Below are 22,491 nucleotides of genomic sequence, written 5' to 3'. Positions count from 1 at the left end.
TTGGTTTTTGATTGCGACGGGACAAGCGGTGGCGGCCTTGCCGCCACCGCTCCGTCCAGCCGGTTTGGACTACGCCTCGTGGCGTATCAGCGGATCGGCGGAGCGTATTGCAGCCCCCCCTTGGTCCAGAGCGCATTCTGGCCGCGCGCGATCTTCAGCAGCGAACCCTGCCCGACGTTCTTCTCGAAGACTTCGCCGTAATTGCCGACGAGCTTCACGATGCGGTAGGCCCAGTCATTGGTCAGGCCGATGGCCTCGCCGTACTTGCCCTCGGTGCCGAGCAACCGCTTGATCTCGGGGTTAGGCGACTTCAGCATCTCATCGACATTGGCCTTGCTGACGCCCAGCTCTTCGGCGTTGAGCATCGCGAAATGCGTCCACTTGACGACGTCGAGCCAGAGATCGTCGCCATGGCGCACGACGGGCCCCAGCGGCTCCTTCGAAATGATCTCAGGCAGGACGATGTGATCGGCCGGAGCCGACAGCGTCAGGCGCTCTGCATAGAGGCCCGAGGCGTCCGTGGTGAACGCATCGCAGCGGCCCGATTCATAGGCCTTGACCGTCTCGGTGTTGGAGGCGAAGGCGACGACCTCGTATTTCAGGTTGTTGGCCCGGAAATAGTCGGCGAGGTTGAGCTCCGTCGTGGTGCCCTGCTGGGTGCAGATCGAGGCGCCGGCCAGCTTGAGCACGGAATCGACGCCGAGCTTCTTGCGGACCATGAAGCCCTGGCCGTCATAGTAATTGACGCCGGCGAAGTTGAGCCCCAGCGACGTGTCGCGCGACATCGTCCAGGTCGTGGTGCGCGAGAGCAGATCGACCTCGCCCGACTGCAGCGACGTGAACCGGTCCTTCGCCGACAGCGGGATGAACTTGACCTTGGCCGGATCGTTGAAGATCGCCGCGGCCACCGCACGGCACAGATCGACGTCGAGGCCGGTCCAGTTGCCCTGTGCATCGGGGAGGCCGAAACCGGCGAGGCCGGTGCCGGAGCCGCAGTGCAGGATGCCGCGGTTCTTGACCTGAGCGAGGGTGTTGGTCTGGGCCTGGACGGAGCTTGCCGCGCAAACCGAGATCGCCGCAGCGATGGCTGCAGTGACGAATGACTTCATTGAACTTCCCCTGTTGGCGGAACGGGTTTGTCCCGTTCTCGACTATCCGACGAGTGTCGGAGATCTAGCAAATCCCGGACCAAGGCCGGTTGCAGCGCGCTATTCTGTCCAATCGTGTGAAATGCGGTAGCAAAAAAAGGGAGCGGGCGCCGGCTCAACGCCGGCGCCCGCCTTCAGCTCTCAGCGAACCGGAGGCGCGTACTGGAGACCGCCCTTGGTCCAGAGCGCGTTCTGGCCGCGCGCGATCTTCAGCAGGGAGCCGGCGCCGACGTTCCGCTCGAAGGACTCGCCGTAATTGCCGACATGCTTGATGATCCGGTAGGCCCAGTCCGTGGTCAGGCCCAGCCCATCGCCGAACTTGCCCTCGGTCCCGAGCAGACGCTTGATCTCGGGATTGGGCGACTTCAGCATCTCGTCGACATTGGCCTTGGTCACGCCGAGTTCCTCGGCATTGATCATGGCGTAGTGCGTCCACTTGACGATGTTGAACCAGACCGTGTCGTTGTTGCGGGTCGAGGGGCCGAGCGGCTCCTTGGAGATGATCTCCGGCAGGACCATGTGATCGGCCGGGGCCGTCAGCTTCAGGCGCTCGGCATAGAGGCCGGAGGCGTCGGTGGTGAAGGCGTCGCAGCGGCCGGCATCATAGGCCTTGATCGTCTCGTCGGACGAGGCGAAGGCGACAACCTCGTATTTCAGGTTGTTGGCGCGGAAGAAGTCAGCCAGATTCAGCTCTGTCGTGGTGCCCTGCTGCGTGCAGATCGAAGCGCCGGACAGCTGCAGGGCCGAGTTCACGCCCAGCTTCTTGCGGACCATGAAGCCCTGACCGTCATAATAGTTCACGCCGGCGAACAGGATGCCGAGCTGGGTGTCGCGCGACATCGTCCAGGTCGAGTTGCGGACAAGCAGATCGACCTCGCCCGACTGCAGCGCGGTGAAGCGATCCTTCGAGGACAGCGGGATGAACTTGACCTTCTCGGGGTCATTGAAGATCGCGGCGGAAACGGCACGGCAGAGATCGACGTCGAGGCCGCTCCACCTGCCCTGCCCGTCGGGAACGCCGAAGCCGGCCAGTCCGGTATTGGAACCACAGATCACCTGGTTGCGCTGCTTGACCTGAGCCAGCGTCGCGGGTGCCTGCGCCGACACGGTCGTCGCCGCGAGCGCAAGCCCGAGGCCGGCGATGGCCGCTGTCATGATCTTCTTCATCGAACTCTCTCCCATTGAATGATCCTACCCGGACTCGGCTGGCAGGCGCCCTAGGTCCCGTCGCCGGCGGAGTGAACTCCGCTCGCTTGCTTAGAAAATAAGCGACATCCCCTTCGTCGATTGCCAGAGCCCCGCATGAGCGTCAAGCAAGCGCATCTTTGCCCGCCGTCCCTTGTCCACTGCATACATCACATGCGAGTTTGTGGGGGTGGTCAAGCCTCACCCCGCCCAATTCCGAGCGGCCGCCGGTCCAGATGGACATGGCGCTGGCGGATCTGGGCGATTTCGGGCCCGATTTCGGCGTCGGGTTCGCCTGGCCACATGCGCCGGCTTGACGGCGAGTTTGCGCCTTCAAGGCGCGCGTGGCTTCCTCAGGCGTCCGTCGCCTGTTTGCGTCCGCGGTTGCGATAGATCAGCACGAGATTGCGGGTGTAGATCACCATCGCCAGCGCTTGGCCCATGATGATGATCGGCTCGCGCCGGACGATGCCGTAGACCAGCGTCATCAGGCCGCCGCCCATCGAGAAATACCAGAAGGACAGCGGCATCACCGACTGCCCTTCCCGCTCGCTGGCCAGCCACTGCACCAGAAACCGCGCCGTGAAAAGCAGTTGCGCGACGATGCCGAAAGCCAGCCAGAAGTCGAACTTCAGCACGAAGACGTCGTAGAGATAGTCCGAGATGGCGTGGCCGATCGAGATGATCATGGCTGGGCCTCCGGCATGATCTGGGGCACGCGCCGGCGGCGCCGGATCAGCCACCAGACCCCGACGAGATCGAGGATGCCGACCCAGAGCCGGTCGAAGAAGCCGTAATTCGAGACGCCGCTGAGGCGTGGCCGGTCGCGCACGTCGAGATGCACCACCTGGTAGCCCTCGCGCACCATCAGCGCCGGCATGAAGCGATGCAGCGCGTCGAAATAGGGCAGCGCCAGATAGGCCTCGCGGCGGAAGCACTTCAGCCCGCAGCCGGCGTCGCGCGTGCCGTCCTTCAGCAGCCGTCCACGCACACCATTGGCGATACGCGACTGCAGCTTCTTGAAGCCGGTGTCCTTGCGGCCGACGCGCTGACCCTGGACGAGCCCCGCCTGCATTCCGGCGCCCTGCAGCGCCGTGAGCATCGCCGGCAGAAACGCCGGGTCGTTCTGGCCGTCTCCGTCGAGCGTCGCGACGATGGGCGCGCGGGCATGGCGCACGCCGGTCCTCACCGCCGCGCTCTGCCCGCAGGATTGCGCGTGGCCGACGATCTTCAGCCAGGGCCGGCTCGTCGCCAGCGCCGCAAGGGCCGCCGCCGTGCCATCCGTCGACCCGTCATTGACGAAGACGACCTCGAAGGCGCCGACCTGCGCGCAGGCGGTTTCGATGTCGGCCAACAGCGGTCCGACATTGCCGACCTCGTTGCGGACGGGCACGACGACGCTGAGCAGCGGCAAAGGCAGAGAGGGTACGGTCAACAGAGGATCATCCGAAAAAACGGCCCGCAACCTGCGTCAGGGAGGCCCACAGGGCAAGGCACTTTGCGAGCGACGCCGCGGTAGGGGGCCGCGGCGCAGCGGTTATGGGCGGGCATAGACCGCCATGTCGAGGCGACGGCCGCCATTCAGGTTGAAGCCGCTGATGGTGGTGACCAGCCGTGGCGCCAGCCCCGACTGGGCGATCGCCGCCTCGAAGCTGGCGGCATGGCGCCGTTCCACGAGGGCGACGCGGCAACCGGGCTGGTTCAGGAAGGCGGCCGCGGCCGCGCCGTCGACGCCCATGGCGAGGTCGGTGCCGACCAGGAAGACGAGGCTGGGCTCGCGATAGCCAACCGTCATCACCGCCGGATCGGGACAGCCGACCGCCTGCGTCGCCTCCGCCAGACGCGGCGACAACTTCAGCGAGCGCAGACTCTCCACCGCGAAGCCGTAGACCCCGACGCCGAGCAGCAGGCTTGCCAGCACTCCGCGCCAGAGCGCGCCCTCGAAGTCGCTCCGGCGGAAGGCGGCGACCACGCGGGTCGCCACCAGAAGCGCCAGCAGCAGGAACGGCAGGGCCGTGTAGGGCAAGGTTCTGTCGAGCGACCAGTTGCCCCAGAGAATGACGCCGATCAGCGCCAGCGGCACCAGCACGACGAGCATCGCCGTCGCGACCGCGCCGCGTCGGAAACGGTCGATGCCGCCATTGACCAGCGCCAGCAGCAGCAGCGCCGTGACGGCCGGATAAAGCGGCAGCACGTAATGCGGCAGCTTTGTCGGAACCGCCTCGAAGACGAGCCAGGACGGCACGATCCAGGCCAGCAGGAACAGGACCTGGGGCTCGCGCCGGCGCACCCAGGCGAAGGGCACGGCCATGGCGGCGAAGGCGGCCGCCGGCCAGTAGGTGCCGAAGAAGATCACGAGATAGAGCCCCGGCGGCCCCCAATGCTTCTCCTGGCCTTCCGCGACCTTGCCGAGCATGTCCTGTCCGACGCTCTCGGCAAAGAAGCTGCCGCCGGTCTTCCAAGCGATGGCCAGGAACCAGGGCAGGACCACGATCAGGCACAGCACAAGGCCGCGGCCGAAGCGCAGCGGCGCGAGCCAGCGAAAGCTCCGCTCGCGGATGCTGAGGACGAGGACGGCCAGGCCCCAGACCATCGGCACGATTGGCCCCTTGAGGAGCAGCCCGAGCGCGGTGGCGCTCCAGAACACCAGCCAGTTGCGCGAGCTTGGCACGAAGGCGAGCGAGCGTGTCCAGTCCAGCCAGGTCCGGGCCAGCGCGCCCATGGCGGCGACCGCGCAGGCCGCCAGCAGCGCATCCGTCTTGGCGATGCGGGCCTCGACGCCAAGCAGGACGCAGGCCGCCATCAGCGCGCCCCCCAACAGGGCGAGGCGTGGGCCGACGAAGGCCAGAAGGGCCCAGTAGCTCAGCAGCACCGTGGCGATCGCGCCGATCAACGAGGGGATGCGGTAGAGCCAGATCTGCGTGCGCGCCGCGGGAACGCCGAACACCTCGCCGGCCGCAACCGTGGCGCTCTGCAGCCAGTAGATCCCGACGGGCTTCTTGTGCCTCGCCTCGTCCTGGAAGCGGATATCGACGAAGTCGCGCGTCTCGAGCATCTGCTTGCTCGCCTGGGCGAAGCGCGGCTCGTCGCGATCGAGCGGCTGCAGCGTCTGGAACCCGGGCAGGAAGGCCGCAAGCGACAGCAGCACGAGCAGCGCGCAGGCGCGGGCATGGCTGGCGCAGGCCAGGGCCGCGAAACGGTCGATCGCGGGGCTTAGCGACGGCATGAGCATCCTCGCGACCGCAGCCGATCGCGCCTGTCCTGAAGCCGGGAATGACGGGACCGGCTGTCCCCGAAACTCTCGCGACGCGATGACGGGCTTTTCGGGCACGATCAAGGCGCGGCCGCCAAAACCGGCGGCCGGCGCGGTTTACGCTGCATGTTGCGCCGCGGCAAGCGCGGCTCGGTCGACCGGCTTCGTCATGACAGACGACCGCAGGGTCGCTAAGCTGGCTCGGCACTCAAGGGATCAGCCGATGGGCCGGATGTTCGTCGAGGCGTTGCGTGCGGGGCTCTGGGGCCTGCTGTTGGGCCCTGCGCTGGCCGTACTCCTGGTCCTGGGCGCGTTGCTCTTCGATCCGAAATGCGGTGTGGGCGATTCCGGCGGCTGCGCCATGGGCCTCGTCACGGCGCCGATTGCCGTCGCCCTGCCGAGCTTCGGGCTGTTCTTCGCACTCGGACTGCTGCGCGGCCTGTGGCGGCGACGCCCGTCAGACCCTGCCGCTGCCGTCAGGCGCTTGCGGAATTGGGGGCGGGAGGAGTGAACCACCCCCATCGCGCAGCGACCTGCCCGTCTTCCGACGCCGGCACGATCTGCGCCGGCGTCGGAACTATGGGTCAGTTCAGGAATTCCGGCGAGATCAGGCTCGGCAGGAACAGCGAGACGGTCGGCCACATGATGATCAGGGCGAGCACCACGAACATCGGTATCAGCATGATCAGCGTATCCCGGATCGCCGAGCGCATGCTGATGCCGGCCACCGAACACGCGATCATCAGGCACAGGCCGTAGGGCGGCGTCACCAGTCCGAAGGCGAGGCTGACGATGCCGATCATGGCGAAATGGACCGGGTCCATCATCACCGTCTTGGCCAAAGGCGCCAGGATCGGCCCGACGATGATGATCGCGGGGATCGCGTCGAGGAAGCAGCCGACGAGCAGGAAGACGCCGGCGATGAAGAAGCCGGTCTCGTAGAAGCCCATGCCCCAGGCCGAGACGCCGGTCAGGATCGCCTGCGGCATCTTGTAATAGGCCATGAGCCAGCCGAAGGCGGACGCCGTGCCGACGCAAAACAGCGTCACGCCGGCGAGCTTGCCGGTGTCCAGCAGAGCCGCGTACAGCCCCTTGGCATCCATCTCGCGATACACGATGAGCGACAGGAAACCGGCATAGATCACCGCGATCGCTGCCGATTCGGTCGCCGTGAACCAGCCGAAGACCTTGCCGCCGATGATGATGCCCGGCGTCAGAAGCGCCAGGAAGGAATGCTCGAAGGCCTTGAAGACCTGCCCGAACGAGGACCGCGGATAGGTCGGGTAGCCGCGCCGGACGGCATAGGTGTGGACCGTCGCCATCTGCGCCACGCCGATCAAAAGGCCGGGGATGACGCCGGCGAGAAACAGCGCACCGATCGAGGTCGTCAGGATCCCGCCCCAGACGATCATCAGGATCGAGGGCGGGATGATGACCGCCAGCACGGCCGAGACAGCCGTGATCGCCACCGAGAAGCTGTCGTCATAGCCTTCCCGGCGCTGCGCCTCGATGAAGATCTTCGACTGGCTGGCGGCGTCCGCCGTCGAGGAGCCGGAGATGCCGGCGAAGAAGAAGGACAGCACCACGTTGATCTGGGCGAGACCGCCGGGAAAATGCCCGACCAGCGCCCGCGACAGGCTCATCAGCCGGTTCGTCACCCCGCCGACATTCATCAGATTGGCCGTGAGCAGGAAGAACGGCACGGCCAGCAGGATGAAGGAATTGAAGGCGTTGAAGGTCTCGCTCATCAGCGTCATCGAATCGAGCCGGGGCTCGATGATCAGGATCGGCAGGCAGGCCAGGCCGAGCGCGAAGGCGACGGGGATGCGCAGAAACAGGCCGAGGAAGAAGCAGCCGAAGAGGATGGAGGCAGCCTGCCCCGAGGAGAGAACGCTGCCGGTCATGGGCTGATGGTCTTTCCGAAGAGGGCCCGAAGATCGTCGACGAACTGCTCGCCGAGGAAGATGATCCAGCTCGCCCCGGCGATCGGCCAGGCGACATGGATCAGCCAGAGCGGCAGCTCGGCCAGCTCCGAGGTCCGGTTCCAGGCGAATTGCGTGAATTCGATGCCGCCGGTGACGAAGACGATGGCGATCGTCAGCACGCCGAGCTTGGAGACGATGCGCATGAAGGCATCGCCCCGTGTCCCCAGCCTGGGCAGCAGATCGACGTCGAAATGGGCGCTGTCGCGCACGCCGATGATCGTGCCGATCATCACGGTCCAGATGAACAGGAAGCGGGCCAGCTCCTCCGTCCAGATGTAGGAGGGGATCAGGTTGGAGTAGCGCGAGACGATCTGCAGCATCACCGGCACCACCAGGATGCCGACGGAGAAAACGACGATGGATGACAGCAGTCGTGAATAGGTAGCCGTCATGCGCCGCCACAGGCTGGGCCTGCCAGGCAAAGAAGCATCCATGAATGGGTTCCGCGTGCGAAGACAAAGCCCTGGGCGGAAGACGCGCCCAGGGCTGACGGGATCGGGAACGGGACGGGTTCAGACGCCGGCGATGGCGGTCTGGATGCCGCTGGCGTCGATTTCCTTGGCATAGGCCTGCATGATCGGCTCGGCGAGCTTCTGCATGGTCGGCCGGTCCTCGAACGGAATCCGCTTCAGCCGGCCCGCCGCCTCGAGCCTGATCAGGATCTCGGAATCGCCGCTCGATTCGATCTTGCGCTCGTAATCGGCCGCTTCCTTGCCGGCCTGGATCACGGCGTCCTGCAGGTCCTTGGGCAGGGTCGCCATGGTCTTCATCGAGAAGCAGATCGGCCTGACCGAGACGGCGTGCTGCGTCATCAGGATGTTGGGCGCGACTTCGAAGAACTTCATCTGCTCGATGCCGGCCGCCTCGTTCTCCGCCGCCGAGATGACGTTGTTCTGGATGGCGTTGTAGACCTCGTTATAGGCGATCACGGTCGGCGACATGCCGATGGCCGCGAAGCTGCGCGACCAGATCGGCGCGCCCTGGACGCGGACCTTCAGGCCCTTGATCTCGGCGACGTTCTTCAGAGGCTTGTTGGCGAAGAGGTTGCGCACGCCGCCGCCGCCATAGCCGATCAGCCGGACGCCGGCCTTCTTCTCGATCTCGTCGGCGATCGGGTTGAGCAGGCCCTTGTTCACCACCGCTTCCATATGGGCGAAGTCACGGAAGACGAAGGGCGCGTCGATGAAGGGCGCGGCCTTGGCGAAGGTCGACATATGGGCGGGCGAGACGATCGCGTAATCGACGTTCTTCCCCTGCGCCATGTACTCGAAATACTGCTTTTCGAGCCCGAGCGAGGAATCCTTGTGCAGGGTGAAGTTGACCGGCTTGTTGTAGAGCGCCTTCACCCGCTCCTCGAATTTGAGGAGCCCCTGGGTGAACGGGTGCGCATCGCCGAACTGCGAGGCGCCGACCAGCGTCGGCACCGACTGGGCCCGGACGATGGCGGGGGCGGCAATGGTGGCCGTGAGCGCACCGATGCCTTTGAGTAAAACTCTGCGTTCCATGGAGAATTCCTGTCCCTTGACGCTCCTCTGATGGGAGCTGCCGACAGAATGTCAGACCAAATCCGGTTTGGCCATCATGTTGCGCATCGCCTGTGACGTAAGGGCGCGACCGCCGAGGCGGCGATGGGGCCTCGACATTGGCCGCCACCGGTCGGGGGTGAGCGCGCAGGGCTCGTCCCCGGCCCGCTCGGCACGTCTGATCGCGCTAGATCTCCCGGGCGTCCAGCGCGCGGTAGAGCGGCAGGGCCAGCGGCGCGATGCGACGGATGACGTCCCGCATCGGCTGCGCCTTGGGCTCCGACAGCGGCAGGCCCAGCGTCGAGAGCGGCACGCCTTGCGTCGCTTGCGCCAGTTCACGCCCCAGCGAGATCGAGAGCGCCACGGCCCGGCCGTTGCAGCCGACCCAGCCGAAGCCGTTGGGTCCGAGCTGGTGGATGCGCGGATAGCCCGGAACCTGGGGTTTCAGCACGTCGTCGGGCGTCATGCCGATATAGCCCGACCAGACATAGTCGAAGGAGACCTCGCCCAGCTGCGGCCAGAGCCTCATCAGGCGCTCGCCGACAGGCCCGCGCAGATTGTCGCCGCCGGCACCCGGGAACACCGCCGCGCCGCCGGTCACCAGCCGGTTGCGCGCATCCCAGCGCGCGAAATAGAGCTCGCGATGCGTGTCCGACAGCGCCTGGCGGCCGGGGATGATGGTCTTGGCGATGTTGTCGCTGATCGGCTTGGTCGCCATCTGCCAGGACAAAACGGGGATGACCTCTCCGGCGATCTCGGGCGCAAGTCCGCTCTCGAATTCATCCGTATAAGCGTTGGTCGCCAGCACCAGCGCCCTTGCCGTAACAGAGCCCCTCGCCGTCTTCACCACCCAGCGGTCACCCTCGCGCGCCATGCTGGCGACGGGCGAGCGGGCATAGATCGCGGCTCCCAGCTTCAGCGCGACCTGCGCCAGCCCGCGCGCCAGCGCGAGCGGGTTGATGTGGCCGCCGGTCCGATTCCAGAAGCCGCCGAACCAGGCATCCGAACCGGTCATCTGCGCGGCCGCCGCCCGGTCGAGCAGCTCGACGGGCGCGCCGATGGCCGACCATTCGCGCACGCGCTTCTCGGCGAGCTTGAAGCGCCCCGGCGAATGCACCGGCTGCACCCAGCCCGTCTGCTCGGCCTCGCCCGGAATGTCGTATTTGCGGATGGTGTCGAACAGATATTGCGCGCTGTCGCGCAGCACGGCGTTGAAGCGCTCGCCCGCCTCGCCATGTCTGGCGACCATGGCGGAGGGATCGTGACCCGCCAGCGTGGGGATCACCTGGCCGTTGTTGCGCCCCGACGCGCCCCAGCCGGGCTCGGCCGCCTCGACCACGACGACTTCGACGCCGGTCTCGCGCAGATGGATCGCCGTCGACAGGCCGGTGAAGCCGGCGCCGATCACCACGACATCGGCCTGAATGTCGCCCTCCAGCGCGGGCAGCGCCGGGCCGGCGGGTGCGGTCGCGGCCCAGAGCGAAGACGGCCAGGTGACAGAGGCGGTGACGGACATGGGGCGATGATCCCGAGGCGAGCAGGAGGCGCCCGCCGGACGGGCGCCACAACTGTCATCCTTGCCCCCCGCCGCCGCCGAGGCAAGAGGCGGCCTTCTGGCCTCGGCCAGAAACGAAGTTGGATTTTCTCTGCGGGCCGCCGTTCGCGAACACGTTCTTCCGAATTTCTCGATATATCATTCTGTGCTTGGAATATTTATCCCTGCCTCGTTATGTCTGCAGTGCAGCAGGGGGCTGTCCGCACGGAGCGGATGGGCAATTGCGCCGCGCCGACGCTTCGGGTGAACTCCTCTCCTGTCGGATTTCGACCAAGGGCTTCCCATGTCTCTCAAGCACATCCTCGGCCTCGACCATGTCATGGTCACCGTGCGCGATCTCGATGCGTCCGCTGCGGCCTGGAAGCGCCTTGGCTTCACCGTCTCGCCGCGCGGAACGCATTCGCCTCATCTCGGCTCCGGCAATTACACGATCATGTTCGGCGAGGATTATCTCGAGCTGCTCGGCATCCTCACCGAGACCGAACACAACAAGCCCATGCGCGACTTTCTGAAGACCCGCGAGGGCGTCGAGCGTGTCGCCTTCACGACCAGCGACGCGGCCGCGGGCGTCCTCGAACTCCAGGCGCACGGCATCGAGGCCGATGGCCCGGTGCATTTCGGTCGGCCGGTGGAGCTTCCCGATGGCGGCGTCGGCGAGGCGAAGTTCAACGTGTTCCGCTGGCCTCTGGCCGATAATCCCGGCGGCATCCGCATCTTCGCGTGCGAGCATCTCACGCGTGACACCGTCTGGATTCCCGCGCTGCAGAGCCATGCCAACGGCGTGCGGCGGATCATCCGCCTCGAGGTTCTCTGCGTCGATCCGAAGGCCGCGGCCGCGCATCTGGGCCGCCTGATCGACGAGCCCGCACAGGCTGACGGCGATGGCTGGCGCGTCGCCACCGGCGGCAAGCGGGCCGATATCCTGTTCTACGACGCCGCCGGCTTCGCACGCCGCTACCCGGACACGGTGCGAAAGGGGGCGGCGACCGAAGGGGCCGTGGCGCTGGTTCTGGCGAGCGACGATCTCGACGGCGCGAAGGCCGTGCTGGGCCCGCTCGCGACCGCTCACGATGGCGCCGTCAGCGTTGCCGCCCATGCCGCCAACGGCATCGTCGTCAGCTTCCTGCCGCAATAGCGATCAAGCCCGCATTTTAGGCGGCAGCGCCGTTGACGCCCGCGGCCGCCACCCGCATCGTTTCCCCAACGTGACCGCAGGACCGAGGATCTTCCCATGGACATGACCCGCCGCGCCGCGCTTCTGACCAGCGCCGCCATCGCTTCCAGCGTCGCCTTCCCGATGCGGTCGCTCTTCGCGCAGGAGACGCCGCGCAAGGGCGGGGTCTTCACCGTGCATTACGGCGCCGAGCAGCGCCAGCTGAACCCCAGCCTCCAGGCCTCGACCGGCGTCTACATCATCGGCGGCAAGATCCAGGAGCAGCTCGTCGATCTCGACGCCGCCGGCAACCCGGTCGGCGTGCTCGCCACCAGCTGGGAGGCCGCGCCCGACGGAAAGACCATCACCTTCAAGCTGCGCGACGGCGTGAAGTGGCATGATGGCCGCCCCTTTACCTCGGCGGACGTGCAGTTCACCGCGATGGAGATGTGGAAGAAGATCCTCAACTACGGGACGACGCTGCAGCTCTTCCTCACCGCCGTCGACACGCCCGACCCGCTGACCGCGATCTTCCGCTATGAGCGGCCGATGCCGCTGAACCTGCTGCTGCGCGCGCTGCCGGATCTCGGCTACATCTCGCCGCGCCATATCTACGAGGGCAAGGGCGACATTCGCCAGAACCCGGCCAATCTCGCGCCGATCGGCACCGGCCCGTTCAAATTCGTCACCTATGAGCGCGGCCAGCACGTCATCGCCGACCGCAACACCGACTACTGGCGCCCCAATGCGCCCCATCTCGACCGGATCGTCTGGCGCGTCGTCACCGACCGCGCCGCCGCGGCCGCCCAGATGGAAGCCGGCCAGATCCATTACAGCCCGTTCTCGGGCCTGACGATCTCGGACGCCGCCCGGCTCGGCAAGGACAAGCGCTTCATCGTCTCGACCAAGGGCAATGAGGGCAACGCCCGCACCAACACGATCGAGTTCAACTTCCGCCGCAAGGAGCTGGCCGACATCCGCGTGCGCCGCGCCATCGCGCATGCGCTCGACATTCCCTTCTTCATCGAGAACTTCCTCGGCGACTTCGCCAAGCGCGGCACCGGCCCGGTGCCCTCGGTCTCGACCGATTTCTACCCGGCCGACAACGGCCCGCAGTACCCTTTCGACAAGAAGCGCGCTGCAGCTCTTCTGGACGAGGCCGGCTTCAAGGCCGGCGCGGGCGGCACCCGCTTCTCCCTGCGCCTGCTGCCGGCGCCCTGGGGCGAGGACATCACCCTCTTCGCCACCTTCATCCAGCAGTCGCTGGCCGATGTCGGCATCAAGGTCGAGGTCGTCAGGACCGATGGCGGCGGCTTCCTGAAGCAGGTCTATGACGAGCACGCCTTCGACCTCGCCACCGGCTGGCACCAGTACCGCAACGACCCGGCCGTCTCGACAACCGTCTGGTACCGCTCGGGCCAGCCCAAGGGCGCGCCCTGGACCAATCAGTGGGGCTGGACCGACGAGACGATGGACAAGATCATCGACGACGCGGCCACCGAGGTCGACGCCGCCAAGCGCAAGGCGCTCTATGGCGATTTCGTCCGCCGCGCCAACACCGAACTGCCGATCTGGACGCCGATCGAGCAGATCTTCCTGACCGCGATCAGCGCCAAGGCGCGCAACCACTCCAATACACCGCGCTGGGGCTCGAGCTCCTGGCACGATCTGTGGTTGGCCGAGTGAAGCCACCCGAACCTCACCGTCATCCTGGACAAGCCGCGAAGCGGCGCAGCTCCGGGATCCATCGAAGGGCACCGACGCGTTCTATGATGGATCCCGGCTCTCCGCTTCGCTTCGGCCAGGATGACGGCGTGTTTCCGAGCCGGAATCACAGGCTCTCCTTGCTCCTGGAACCGCGTAGCCCATGCGCATCCTGACCCTCGCGGGGCGGCGTCTCGCCGCCTCGATCCCGACGCTGGTGCTGATCCTGATCGGGGTCTTCGTCCTGCTGCAGTTCGCGCCGGGCGACACGGTCGATGCGCTGATGGCGCAGATGGGCGGAGGCGACGCCGAGACCGCCAAGCAGCTGCGCCAATATTATGGGCTCGACGTCTCCGCCTGGGCGCAGCTCGGCAACTATCTCTGGCGGCTGGTGCGGCTCGACCTCGGCTTCTCGGCGATCTACGGCAAGCCGGTCGCGACCGTCATCGCCGAACGCCTGCCGGCGACGATCCTGCTGATGACCGCCTCGCTCTCGCTCGCCTTCTTCTTCGGCCTTGTCTTCGGCGTCATCGCCGCGCGCGGCGTCAACCGCTGGCCCGACACGCTGATCTCGACGCTGGGCCTCGTCTTCTACGCCATGCCGACCTTCTGGTTCGGGCTGATGGCGATCGTCGTGTTTTCGATCTACCTGCAATGGCTGCCGGCCGGCGGCTTCGAGGACATCACTGTCGGGCTCACCGGCTGGCGCCGCACGCTCGACATCGCCCGCCATCTCGTGCTGCCGACGCTGACGCTCGGCCTGTTCTACATGGCGATCTACCTGCGCATCATGCGCGGCTCGATGCTGGAGGTGCTGACGCTCGATTTCGTCCGCACCGCCCGCGCCAAGGGCATGGACGAAACCCGCGTCGTCGTCCGCCACGTCCTGCGCAATGCGCTCCTGCCGATGGTGACGCTGATCGGCCTGCAGGCCGGCACGATGCTGGGCGGCTCGGTCGTGGTCGAGAGCGTGTTCTCGCTGCCGGGGCTGGGCCGCCTCGCCTATGAATCGGTGATCCAGCGCGATCTCAACACGCTGCTCGGGATCGTCTTCGTCTCGGCGCTGCTGGTCATCACCGTCAACTTCATCGTCGACCTGCTCTACGCCCGGCTCGACCCGCGCATCACCACGGGGAGCTGACGCGATGTCCTTCCTGAAGCTCTACTTCCGCAGCCCGCCGGCGATCATCGGCCTCGTGCTGCTGCTGCTCGTGCTGGCGATGGCGATCAGTGCCGACTGGTTCTACCCCCGCGACCCGCTGGCACTCGCCGGGCGGCCGCTGATCTGGCCGTTCGCCAATCCGCGCTTCCTGCTCGGCACCGACAACTCCGGCCGCGACATCGCCGCGCAGATCTTCCACGGCGCCCGCATCTCGCTGCTGATCGGCCTGGTCGCGACGATCATCTCCGTCGTGATCGGCATCACCATCGGCGCCGTCGCCGGCTATTACGGCGACTGGGTCGACACCATCCTGATGCGCGTCACAGAGGCCTTCCAGACCCTGCCGAACTTCATCCTGCTGCTGGTGCTGGTCGCCGTCTTCGGCTCGACCATCACGACCGTCACCGTCGCGATCGGCATCGTCTCCTGGCCGGCCTCGGCGCGGCTGACGCGCGCCGAGTTCCTGTCGCTCCGCAACCGCGAATTCGTCCAGGCCGGCCGCACATTGGGCCTGCGCGACGTGAAGCTGATCTTCGGCGAAATCCTGCCCAACGCCCTGCCCCCGGTCATCGTCTATGCCAGCGTGGTCATGGCGATCGCGATCCTCCTCGAAAGCGCGCTCGCCTTCCTCAAGCTGTCGGACCCCAATGTCGCCTCCTGGGGCAACCTGATCGGCGCCGGGCGCGACGTGTTGCGGGTGCAATGGTACGTCTCCGCCATTCCCGGCGTCGCCATCCTCGTCACGGTGCTGGCCGTCTCGCTGGTCGGGCAGGGGCTGAACGATGCGCTGAACCCGAGGCTGAAGGGCCGATGAGCGCGATCCTCACCCTCGACGCGGTCACCGTCAGCCTGCCCAAAAACGCCGACCGCCCCCATGCGATGAGCGAGGTTTCGCTGTCGCTCCAGGCCAACGAGATTCTCTGCGTCGTCGGCGAATCCGGCTCCGGCAAGTCGATGACGGCCAATGCCGTGATGCGTCTCCTGCCGCCTGGCGTCGCCATCGACGGCGGGCGCATCCTGTTCGAGGGCCGCGATCTCGCAGGCCTCAGCGAACCCGAGATGCGCAAGGTCCGCGGCGCCGGCATCGCCATGATCTTCCAGGAGCCGATGACAGCGCTGAACCCGCTGATCACCATCGGTGACCAGATCGGCGAGATGTTCCAGCTCCACACCGATCTCGGCAAGGCGCAGATCAGGGATAAGGTCCAGGCCCTGCTCGAAGAGGTGCGGATCCCCGACCCCGTCGCGGCGGCGAAGGCCTATCCGCATGAGCTCTCCGGCGGGCAGCGCCAGCGCGCCATGATCGCGATGGCGCTGGCGCTCGACCCAAGGGTGCTGATCGCCGACGAGCCGACGACGGCACTCGACGTCACCACCCAGGCCCAGATTCTCGAACTGATCCGCGACCTGCAGAAGCGCAAGGGCACCGCCGTCCTGTTCATCACCCATGATTTCGGCGTCGTCGCCGAAATCGCCGACCGCGTCGCGGTGATGAGCCAGGGCCGCGTCGTCGAGCAGGGCACGGCGGAAGCGATCCTCGGCAATCCCCAGCACGCCTATACCAAGCAGCTTATCGCCGCGGTCCCGCCGCTGAAGGCCCCGCCCCCGCGTGAACTCGCCTCCGAACCGATCCTGACCATCGAGCACGTCTCAAAGACCTATCGCACCGGCGGCTTCCTCGGCCGCGGCCAGCGCGTCACGCATGCGGTGCGCGATGTCTCACTGGTCCTGCCCCGCGGCGCAACGCTCGGAATCGTCGGTGAATCCGGCTCGGGCAAGTCGACGCTGGCGCGCTGCCTGGTGCGCCTGATCGATCCCGAGAGCGGCGCCATCCGCATCGGCGGCACCGATATCGCCAGCCTCTCCAAGTCCGAGCTGCGCGCCGAGACGCGCCATATCCAGATGGTCTTCCAGGACCCCTTCGCCTCGCTCAACCCGCGCCGCAAGGCGGGCGACGCCGTCGCGCAGGGCCTGATCGTCCATGGCACGCCTCGCGCAGACGCGCGGGCGCGGGCGCGCGAGCTTTTTGCGCTCGTCGGGCTCGATCCGGCGGCCACCGACCGCTACCCGCATGAATTCTCGGGCGGCCAGCGCCAGCGCATCGGCCTGGCGCGTGCGCTCGCTTTGGAGCCGCGCGTGCTGGTGGCCGACGAGCCGGTCTCGGCGCTCGATGTCTCCGTCCAGGCGCAGGTGCTGAAGCTGCTGGCCGATCTGCGCCAGCGCCTCGGCCTCTCGATCGTCTTCATCACCCATGACCTGCGCGTCGCGGCCCAGGTCTGCGATCTCGTGGCGGTGATGAAGAATGGCGAGGTCGTCGAAGCGGGCCCGATCGGACAGGTGTTCGGCGATCCCCAGCATGAGTACACGCGGGCTCTGCTCGCCTCGATTCCCGGCCGCGCGTTCGGTTTGCGGGAAACGGCATCGCGGCAGGCGTCGGAGACGCCCTGACGAAGCGGCGGCCCCGCATGGCGGGCCGCCGGACGGGCTCTCTGTTCTCTCGCGCGTCTGCCGTTCAAAACGAGCCCGACGATGCTGCGCGGCGGCGTCAAGCAGACGATCGGAACCACACCGATCATCCGTCTCAGAACGACGGACGACCCGAGAGGTCAATCCTCACCAAGGAGATTGGCGAGCCCGGCTGGATTCGAACCAGCGACCAGCAGCTTAGAAGGCTTTTCGCTTCATCAGGAACGCCAAGGCCCGTTCCAACTTTGCCGGCCGCGACGCGCATGCGTTTCAGGCCGCAAGTTGGAAGCACTTGGCCTAACATCTTCATGCGGCCGCAGAGATGCCGCGCTTGTGCCGGCGTGACGTCTGCCCCTACCCTGCCCTCCATGAGGAACCCGCGCCGCGCCTATGATGCCGAGGGCCGTGAGATCGCACCGGCGACGGTCGGCAGCGAGCGCGCGGCGGGCGTGCGCGAGGCCGAGATCTGGTGCAGCGACTGCCATCATCACGGTGAAGTCTCGACGGATGCCATGCCGGCCGAGCTCGCGATTCCGGACATCTGTCTGCGCTACCAGTGCTCGGCCTGCGGCGGGCGGAACCTGACGTCGCGGCTGGGCGTGATCGCGCACTATGCCGTCCTGCAGGAGAAGACGGGCATGACACATGGGAACGCGCCGATCCCGCGCCGCGTTGAACCAGCCGGAGGGCCAGTCATGCCGAACGTCGTCATCAAGACCGTCGAGGACTACGAGGCCGCGACGCAGGAGGTCCAGGACCTGACGGGCGCGCCGGAGGGCTCGCGCGAGGAGGAGCGGCTGATCGCACTGGTCGAGGCGATCGAGGCATGGGACGCCAAGCACGACGACGCGACCGCCTGGCGCTGAAGAGCGTTCGGCCTGGCCCCACATCGGCAGGGCCAGGCCGCGGGGCTGCCGATCAGCTGAATAGGGAAAAGATCAGCTCGAGCGCCTTGAGCACCAGTTCGGCAATCTTGAGATAGAGCATGGTTGGCTCTCCGCCGGCGCCAGGAGCAGCGCCGACAGCCAAGCTTCGCCATGCGCGATGGCATCAACCCCCGGCCGTAACGAAAAAAGACCCGGCCCCGCGTGAGCGAGGCCGGGCCAGTCATGGGAGGAAACGCCCGTGGTCAACAGGCCGCCCGTGACGGGGGCGAGGCGATCAGGGTGCCGGGGCACCCGAATGGTTGGAAGGCCAGCCTGGCGGTGACGGTGGCGGCGGACCGTCGCGCCAGCGGCGGGCCCAGCGGATCAGGGCATCGCAGATCGTCATGCCGACGAGCCCCAGGGCGAAGCCGGTCGAGCCCTCGATGTCGCCGGTCGGATAAGCCCAGAGATCGAGCCACTTCCGCAGGAGCGGCATGACGGCCGGCGTGCCGTAGCCGGCGGTCGCGGCGCCGACGATCGCGCTGGTCAGGCGCTGCGGCCAAGAGAAGCCGCGCGCGACGAGCCCGCGCACCAGCCCGCCGGCAACGCCGGCAGCCATGTGGTGCGTTTTGACGCCGATGAGCTGGTGCAGCCAGTCCGAGGGAGGCATGTCGGCCATCGTCTCGCCTTCGTTCCGCGTTCAGCGATCGGTGACGGTCGGGTCGGGCACCGCCCGGGCGATCTCGGGCGTCGTCCGGATCTCATGAACCTCCGGGAGCGCAGCGGCGGTCGCGACCAGGCCGGCCTTGGTCCGGATGGCGAGGCTGTAGATCGTCGTGACGATGTTGGCCGCGGCGCCGATCAGGATCTGCGCCGAGGCGGTCAGGCCGACCAGCTGCTCGACGGTCTGGGGATGGACCATCCCGACGACCGCGAGCGAGGCCCCGGTGCTCTGGATCAGGGTTCGGATCAGCGACCAGAACTGCGCGTCGTTCAGAAGCTTCCACATGACGTCGTCTCCGTTGCTGTTGATTGAGAGCCGCGGGCCTAACGCGCCTGTGCCGCGCGCACCGCGGCATAGGTGTCGGCGGCCAGCACGAGCGCGGCGCTAACGTCGGCAGGCGGGCTGGCGCAGACCGTGTTGATGGTTGCAGCGGCGATCGCCGCTGCGTTGCGCTGCTTCTCGGGCGCGAAGATCGTGGCGCTGGCGGCCACGGCCTGCAGCGCGCCGCAGTACTGCGCGAGCTGGGCGGAGGCCTTGGCGACGCCGGCATCGGCCTTGGTCGGGCCGACAACCGTGCCGACGCCGACGGCGATCTGGCGCCAGCCCTCGGCCGAGGTGTCGGGGCCGCCGCCGTCCTTCGGGACGCAGGCGGAGACGGCGAGCGCGCATGCGAAGGCGATCGCCGCGAAGAGGCGTTTGAAGGTCATGATGGATCTCCGGAAGTCAGCGGCGGGCCCGGCCGCGGCGGGTCAATCAAGTTCGGAGGGGATCAGCGGCAGCACCCGATGGCCGACGACTGGCGGCCGGGCTCGGCGATCGTCGCCGCTATGCCAGGACAGGAAGGCGCGTTGCGGCCCCTCATGCGCGCAACGCTCGCAGCGAAGCCGAGGGCCATTCGTCGGCGGCGCATCAGCGATGGCGAGCGAGCCACAGGCCGGGCAGGCCGCCGTGCGATCGCCGATGCGCTTCATTTCGGCGCGGGCGTGAAGTCGACATAGAAGGTGTCGCCGGGCTCGAATCCGCCGAGCAGCGCCGGATTGGCGATCATGATGTCGAACTTGGCCGAGGGCGAGAACTTGGCGAAGGTGTTGTTCTCGTCGGCGCCGTCGGCGGGGTAGCCGTCGCTTTTGGCAACGCCATGGAATGTTACCAGCTCGTGGTTGGCTCCCTGCGGAATGACGGAGCCGACGCGAAGCTTCGCGCGCATTTTGATCATGGTGCTCTCCTGAGGATGCCGGGAGGCCGCCCGGCTCGGATTCAGACCAAGCGCCCCAGGTCGTCCCTGCGGACGTCGAAGGAGGGGCATGCCTTGGCCGCGTACTGATTATGGCCCGTCACCTTGCGGACCGTCGGATACCGCGCGATCAGCGCCCGCACATGGGCGAGCAGAGCGGCTTTCTGGGCAGGGGTCCGGGTGTCCTTCGGCGTCTTCCCGTCGGCCGCGACACCGCCGACATAGACGACGCCGAGAGTCCCGCTATTGCGGCCGGCGACGTGCGATCCGACCTGCGCTTCAGGGCGCCCGGGCTTCACGCTGCCGTCGAGCATGACGACCCAGTGATAGCCGATGTCCTTCCAGCCCTGTCCGATGTGCCAGCCGCGGATGGTCTCGACCGAGACGTCCCGGCCTTCGGGGGTCGCGGTGCAGTGGATGATGATCTCGTCGATGCGGCGCGTCGCTCGGGGCTGGGCGAATCCGGGCAGCGATGGAGGCGCCGGCGGCGCCTGCGTCCGCGGCTCGGCTTTCTCTGCGATCGCCGCCTGCAGGGCCTTGATCGTCTGCGGCCCGACGATCCCGTCAGCCGCCAGGCCGCGGCCGCGCTGGAATGTCTCCAGGGCCGATCGCGTCTTCGGCCCGGCTGCGCCGTCGACGACGAGCGCATAGCCAAGCCGGGCCAGCGCGGCCTGAACCTCGCGGGTGTTCATGATGGTGCTCCGATGTCGAGGGGTGCGGACCTGGTCAGGTCGCGGGTTCGGGCGCGAACAGGCAGGCGGGTTTGCCGGAGGGCCGGATGGGGTCGCCGCCCGGCGCGCCGGCCGCGCGGCAGATGTGAAAGCGGCCGTCGCGGCTGGGGCGCGTGTCGCGCTGCGCGATGAAGTGCCCGTCATGGGTGCGATAGCCGCCTGGCACGATCGTCGGGTCGGGCTCGCGGGCATCGGCGTCCGGCCCCATCGGCCAGCAATCGCGGTCGCTGCAGCACTCCTGCGGATACCAGGAGTGAGCGAGCGCGAGGCGCGCGCCGGCGATGATTCCCGCCCAGAGGACGAGCGCGATCGGCAGGCCCCAGGCGAGGCCTCGCCAGAACCGTTTCGGCATGATGTGCTCCGGGCAAGAGAAAGCCGCCCGGAGGCGGCTGGATCAGGCGGCGTCGGCGAGCAGCCAGTCCCGTCGAGGCGGCGGGAAGGTCTGGTCGATTCGGTTGGCGACAGCCTTCCCGGCCGCTGCGGTGTGGACGTAGACCTCGAGGAAGATCCGCGCGGTGCGCCAGCCGCCGGCGTCCATCGCGGTCCTGATCCCAAGGCCCATGTTGAGGGCGTTCGTCGCGAAGGCCGCCCGGCCGACGGCGTGACTGGACTTGTAGTCGAGCCCGGCGCGCCGGCAGACGCAGCGCAGGCGATCGTTGACGTTGTGCCGGCAGCGCTGGCCGAAGACGCGTTCGCCGGGAACGAGGCCGATCATCCTGATGCGCATGACCAGTTCGGCCGAGAGAGCGCGCTCCGAGTGGCGATCGGTCTTCGTCTTCACCAGCACGGCCGTGCGCGCCTCGAGGTCGACATGCTCGGCCCGCAGCGCGATCGCCTCCGACACCCGGGCGCCGGTGTGGTTCATGAACAGAATCAGCGCCGCCAGCTTGGGCAGGCGGTTGCGGTCGCAGAACTCGACGAACGTCGCGATCCAGTCCTGGTCGGGCGGGGCGTAGCGCCTTGGCGGCGCATTGCGCAAAGAGCGGATCCGCAGCCAGTTGCACCAGCCCAGCTCGTGGGCATGGTTGAGAACGGCACGGCAAGGCGTGATGACGTGCCGGTTGCGCGTCGAGTTCTTCGCGGTCGGAAAGATTTCGAGCGCGAGGAACCTGATCTCGCCGGCGGTGACCTCGGTGACCGGCTTGTCGCCGATGCGGGCTAGGATCCGCGGAAGGTATTTGCCCTCCCCGCCCAGCGCCATGTAGCTGGCGGCGGCCTCGGCGAACGTTCTCTGCACCATGACGCAACCCCTTCGTTAATCCGTCCCCGGTTATAATGGATTTCCGGGGACGGATGAGAGGGTGTCATGGCAGACTTTGAGGGGACGGTTAATCCAGCGCGCAGGGGCCGCCCGGCGCTTCACGTCAAGGAGACGAAGGTCAGGCTGACCGATCAGCAGCGCGCCCGCATCGAGGCGATCGTCGGGCCCAACCGCATGTCCGTGTTCATCCGCGAGGCCATCGATGCCGAGCTGCAGCGGCGTGAGCGCCTGGCGAAGACGAAAACCGCGGACCCCTCTGCCTTGTAGATGGGTGATGGGTCAGGCCGGAAGGCCGAGCGCCTTGATACGGCTGAAGGCGTCGAGCCAGACGCCATTTGCGAGGAAGGCGTTGCCGGGCGTCAGCAGATGCCCGACATTGTCGTTGTAGTAGCCGAGCGCATTGCCGATCGCCCAGCTTCCGCCCAGCGCCTCATTCACGCGCACGACCGGCACGTCCTTCACCAGCGCAACCTCGTAGATCTTGGCGATGTAGTCGGACAGCGGGTAGGCGAACGAACCGTCATCGGCATCGGGGACCGGC

At 67.2% G+C, this 22,491-nt stretch carries 25 protein-coding genes; 8 read left to right on the top strand and 17 right to left on the bottom strand.

Going from position 1 to position 22,491, the window contains the following annotated elements; all coding sequences use genetic code 11:
- Nucleotides 1–86: 86 nt before the first annotated feature.
- From Q8S38_RS22935 to Q8S38_RS22915, 5 genes are all read right to left on the bottom strand, one after another.
- Nucleotides 87–1,109, bottom strand: coding sequence for an amino acid ABC transporter substrate-binding protein (locus Q8S38_RS22935; RefSeq protein ID WP_305682651.1), 1,023 nt, complete (start codon nt 1,107–1,109; stop codon nt 87–89).
- Nucleotides 1,110–1,289: 180 nt separating this feature from the next.
- Nucleotides 1,290–2,315: an amino acid ABC transporter substrate-binding protein gene (locus Q8S38_RS22930; RefSeq protein WP_305682650.1), complete on the bottom strand. Its 1,026-nt coding sequence runs from the start codon at nt 2,313–2,315 to the stop codon at nt 1,290–1,292.
- A 371-nt stretch (nt 2,316–2,686) separates the two neighbouring features.
- Nucleotides 2,687–3,022 carry a lipid-A-disaccharide synthase N-terminal domain-containing protein gene (locus tag Q8S38_RS22925; RefSeq protein WP_305682649.1) on the bottom strand — a complete coding sequence of 112 codons (336 nt, stop codon included), beginning with the start codon at nt 3,020–3,022 and terminating at the stop codon, nt 2,687–2,689.
- On the bottom strand, nt 3,019–3,771 hold the full coding sequence (locus Q8S38_RS22920) for a glycosyltransferase family 2 protein (protein WP_371125955.1): 753 nt from the start codon (nt 3,769–3,771) through the stop codon (nt 3,019–3,021). The genes Q8S38_RS22925 and Q8S38_RS22920 overlap by 4 nt, the downstream gene beginning before the upstream one ends.
- Before the next feature lie 99 nt (nt 3,772–3,870).
- Entirely contained in the window at nt 3,871–5,559 is a 1,689-nt protein-coding gene (locus tag Q8S38_RS22915; protein ID WP_305682647.1) for an ArnT family glycosyltransferase, read from the bottom strand.
- 250 nt (nt 5,560–5,809) lie between these two features.
- Between Q8S38_RS22915 and Q8S38_RS22910 the strand changes: the two genes are divergently transcribed.
- On the top strand, nt 5,810–6,097 hold the full coding sequence (locus tag Q8S38_RS22910) for a hypothetical protein (protein WP_305682646.1): 288 nt from the start codon (nt 5,810–5,812) through the stop codon (nt 6,095–6,097).
- Nucleotides 6,098–6,170: 73 nt separating this feature from the next.
- On the opposite strand, the gene Q8S38_RS22905 is transcribed toward Q8S38_RS22910, so the two are convergent.
- The 4 genes from Q8S38_RS22905 to Q8S38_RS22890 form a co-directional block, all read right to left on the bottom strand.
- The gene (locus Q8S38_RS22905) at nt 6,171–7,490 is read right to left on the bottom strand and encodes a TRAP transporter large permease (protein WP_305682645.1); all 1,320 of its coding nucleotides are present in this window, start codon (nt 7,488–7,490) and stop codon (nt 6,171–6,173) included.
- Nucleotides 7,487–7,963: a TRAP transporter small permease gene (locus tag Q8S38_RS22900; RefSeq protein WP_305682644.1), complete on the bottom strand. Its 477-nt coding sequence runs from the start codon at nt 7,961–7,963 to the stop codon at nt 7,487–7,489. The genes Q8S38_RS22905 and Q8S38_RS22900 overlap by 4 nt, the downstream gene beginning before the upstream one ends.
- Nucleotides 7,964–8,083: 120 nt before the next feature.
- Nucleotides 8,084–9,076 carry a TRAP transporter substrate-binding protein gene (locus Q8S38_RS22895; protein ID WP_305682643.1) on the bottom strand — a complete coding sequence of 331 codons (993 nt, stop codon included), beginning with the start codon at nt 9,074–9,076 and terminating at the stop codon, nt 8,084–8,086.
- A 205-nt stretch (nt 9,077–9,281) separates the two neighbouring features.
- Complete coding sequence (locus Q8S38_RS22890; RefSeq protein ID WP_305682642.1) at nt 9,282–10,610, bottom strand: NAD(P)/FAD-dependent oxidoreductase; 1,329 nt, start codon at nt 10,608–10,610, stop codon at nt 9,282–9,284.
- A 322-nt stretch (nt 10,611–10,932) separates the two neighbouring features.
- Here Q8S38_RS22890 and Q8S38_RS22885 point away from each other — a divergent pair, with 322 nt between their 5' ends.
- The 6 genes from Q8S38_RS22885 (at nt 10,933) to Q8S38_RS22860 (ending at nt 18,000) form a co-directional block, all read left to right on the top strand.
- Nucleotides 10,933–11,784 (top strand): VOC family protein, encoded by an 852-nt coding sequence (locus tag Q8S38_RS22885; RefSeq protein WP_305682641.1) that lies wholly within the window; start codon nt 10,933–10,935, stop codon nt 11,782–11,784.
- A gap of 96 nt (nt 11,785–11,880) precedes the next feature.
- Complete coding sequence (locus Q8S38_RS22880) at nt 11,881–13,488, top strand: ABC transporter substrate-binding protein (protein WP_305682640.1); 1,608 nt, start codon at nt 11,881–11,883, stop codon at nt 13,486–13,488.
- A 181-nt stretch (nt 13,489–13,669) separates the two neighbouring features.
- A complete protein-coding gene (locus Q8S38_RS22875; protein WP_305682639.1) occupies nt 13,670–14,647 on the top strand; it encodes an ABC transporter permease in 978 nt (325 codons plus the stop codon).
- A gap of 4 nt (nt 14,648–14,651) precedes the next feature.
- Nucleotides 14,652–15,482, top strand: coding sequence for an ABC transporter permease (locus Q8S38_RS22870; RefSeq protein WP_305682638.1), 831 nt, complete (start codon nt 14,652–14,654; stop codon nt 15,480–15,482).
- Nucleotides 15,479–17,116 (top strand): ABC transporter ATP-binding protein, encoded by a 1,638-nt coding sequence (locus Q8S38_RS22865; RefSeq protein ID WP_305682637.1) that lies wholly within the window; start codon nt 15,479–15,481, stop codon nt 17,114–17,116. Before Q8S38_RS22870 ends, Q8S38_RS22865 begins: the two co-directional genes overlap by 4 nt.
- Before the next feature lie 359 nt (nt 17,117–17,475).
- Nucleotides 17,476–18,000, top strand: coding sequence for a hypothetical protein (locus tag Q8S38_RS22860; protein WP_305682636.1), 525 nt, complete (start codon nt 17,476–17,478; stop codon nt 17,998–18,000).
- A 295-nt stretch (nt 18,001–18,295) separates the two neighbouring features.
- Here the strand turns inward: Q8S38_RS22860 and Q8S38_RS22855 are convergent, their stop codons facing one another.
- The 7 genes from Q8S38_RS22855 to Q8S38_RS22825 all read right to left on the bottom strand — a co-directional run bounded on the left by Q8S38_RS22855 (nt 18,296) and on the right by Q8S38_RS22825 (nt 21,929).
- Complete coding sequence (locus Q8S38_RS22855) at nt 18,296–18,679, bottom strand: hypothetical protein (protein WP_305682635.1); 384 nt, start codon at nt 18,677–18,679, stop codon at nt 18,296–18,298.
- Between the two features lie 21 nt (nt 18,680–18,700).
- Nucleotides 18,701–19,009 carry a Pam3-gp28 family putative phage holin gene (locus tag Q8S38_RS22850; protein WP_305682634.1) on the bottom strand — a complete coding sequence of 103 codons (309 nt, stop codon included), beginning with the start codon at nt 19,007–19,009 and terminating at the stop codon, nt 18,701–18,703.
- A 38-nt stretch (nt 19,010–19,047) separates the two neighbouring features.
- Nucleotides 19,048–19,431: a hypothetical protein gene (locus Q8S38_RS22845; protein ID WP_305682633.1), complete on the bottom strand. Its 384-nt coding sequence runs from the start codon at nt 19,429–19,431 to the stop codon at nt 19,048–19,050.
- Nucleotides 19,432–19,691: 260 nt separating this feature from the next.
- On the bottom strand, nt 19,692–19,940 hold the full coding sequence (locus tag Q8S38_RS22840; RefSeq protein WP_305682632.1) for a hypothetical protein: 249 nt from the start codon (nt 19,938–19,940) through the stop codon (nt 19,692–19,694).
- Between the two features lie 41 nt (nt 19,941–19,981).
- The gene (locus Q8S38_RS22835; protein WP_305682631.1) at nt 19,982–20,650 is read right to left on the bottom strand and encodes a peptidoglycan recognition protein family protein; all 669 of its coding nucleotides are present in this window, start codon (nt 20,648–20,650) and stop codon (nt 19,982–19,984) included.
- A 34-nt stretch (nt 20,651–20,684) separates the two neighbouring features.
- On the bottom strand, nt 20,685–21,041 hold the full coding sequence (locus tag Q8S38_RS22830; protein ID WP_305682630.1) for a hypothetical protein: 357 nt from the start codon (nt 21,039–21,041) through the stop codon (nt 20,685–20,687).
- Nucleotides 21,042–21,083: 42 nt separating this feature from the next.
- Nucleotides 21,084–21,929, bottom strand: a complete 846-nt coding sequence (locus Q8S38_RS22825; protein ID WP_305682629.1) for a tyrosine-type recombinase/integrase — start codon at nt 21,927–21,929, stop codon at nt 21,084–21,086.
- Nucleotides 21,930–21,995: 66 nt separating this feature from the next.
- On the opposite strand from Q8S38_RS22825, the gene Q8S38_RS22820 reads away from it, so the two are divergent.
- Nucleotides 21,996–22,217: a hypothetical protein gene (locus Q8S38_RS22820; protein ID WP_305682628.1), complete on the top strand. Its 222-nt coding sequence runs from the start codon at nt 21,996–21,998 to the stop codon at nt 22,215–22,217.
- A 12-nt stretch (nt 22,218–22,229) separates the two neighbouring features.
- Here the strand turns inward: Q8S38_RS22820 and Q8S38_RS22815 are convergent.
- Nucleotides 22,230–22,491: hypothetical protein (locus Q8S38_RS22815; protein ID WP_305682627.1), on the bottom strand; the 262-nt coding region annotated here is incomplete at its 5' end.

The organism is Allobosea sp., assembly GCF_030695125.1.
In the GTDB taxonomy this organism is placed as follows: domain Bacteria; phylum Pseudomonadota; class Alphaproteobacteria; order Rhizobiales; family Beijerinckiaceae; genus Allobosea.
This window is presented reverse-complemented; position numbering and strand designations above follow the sequence as displayed.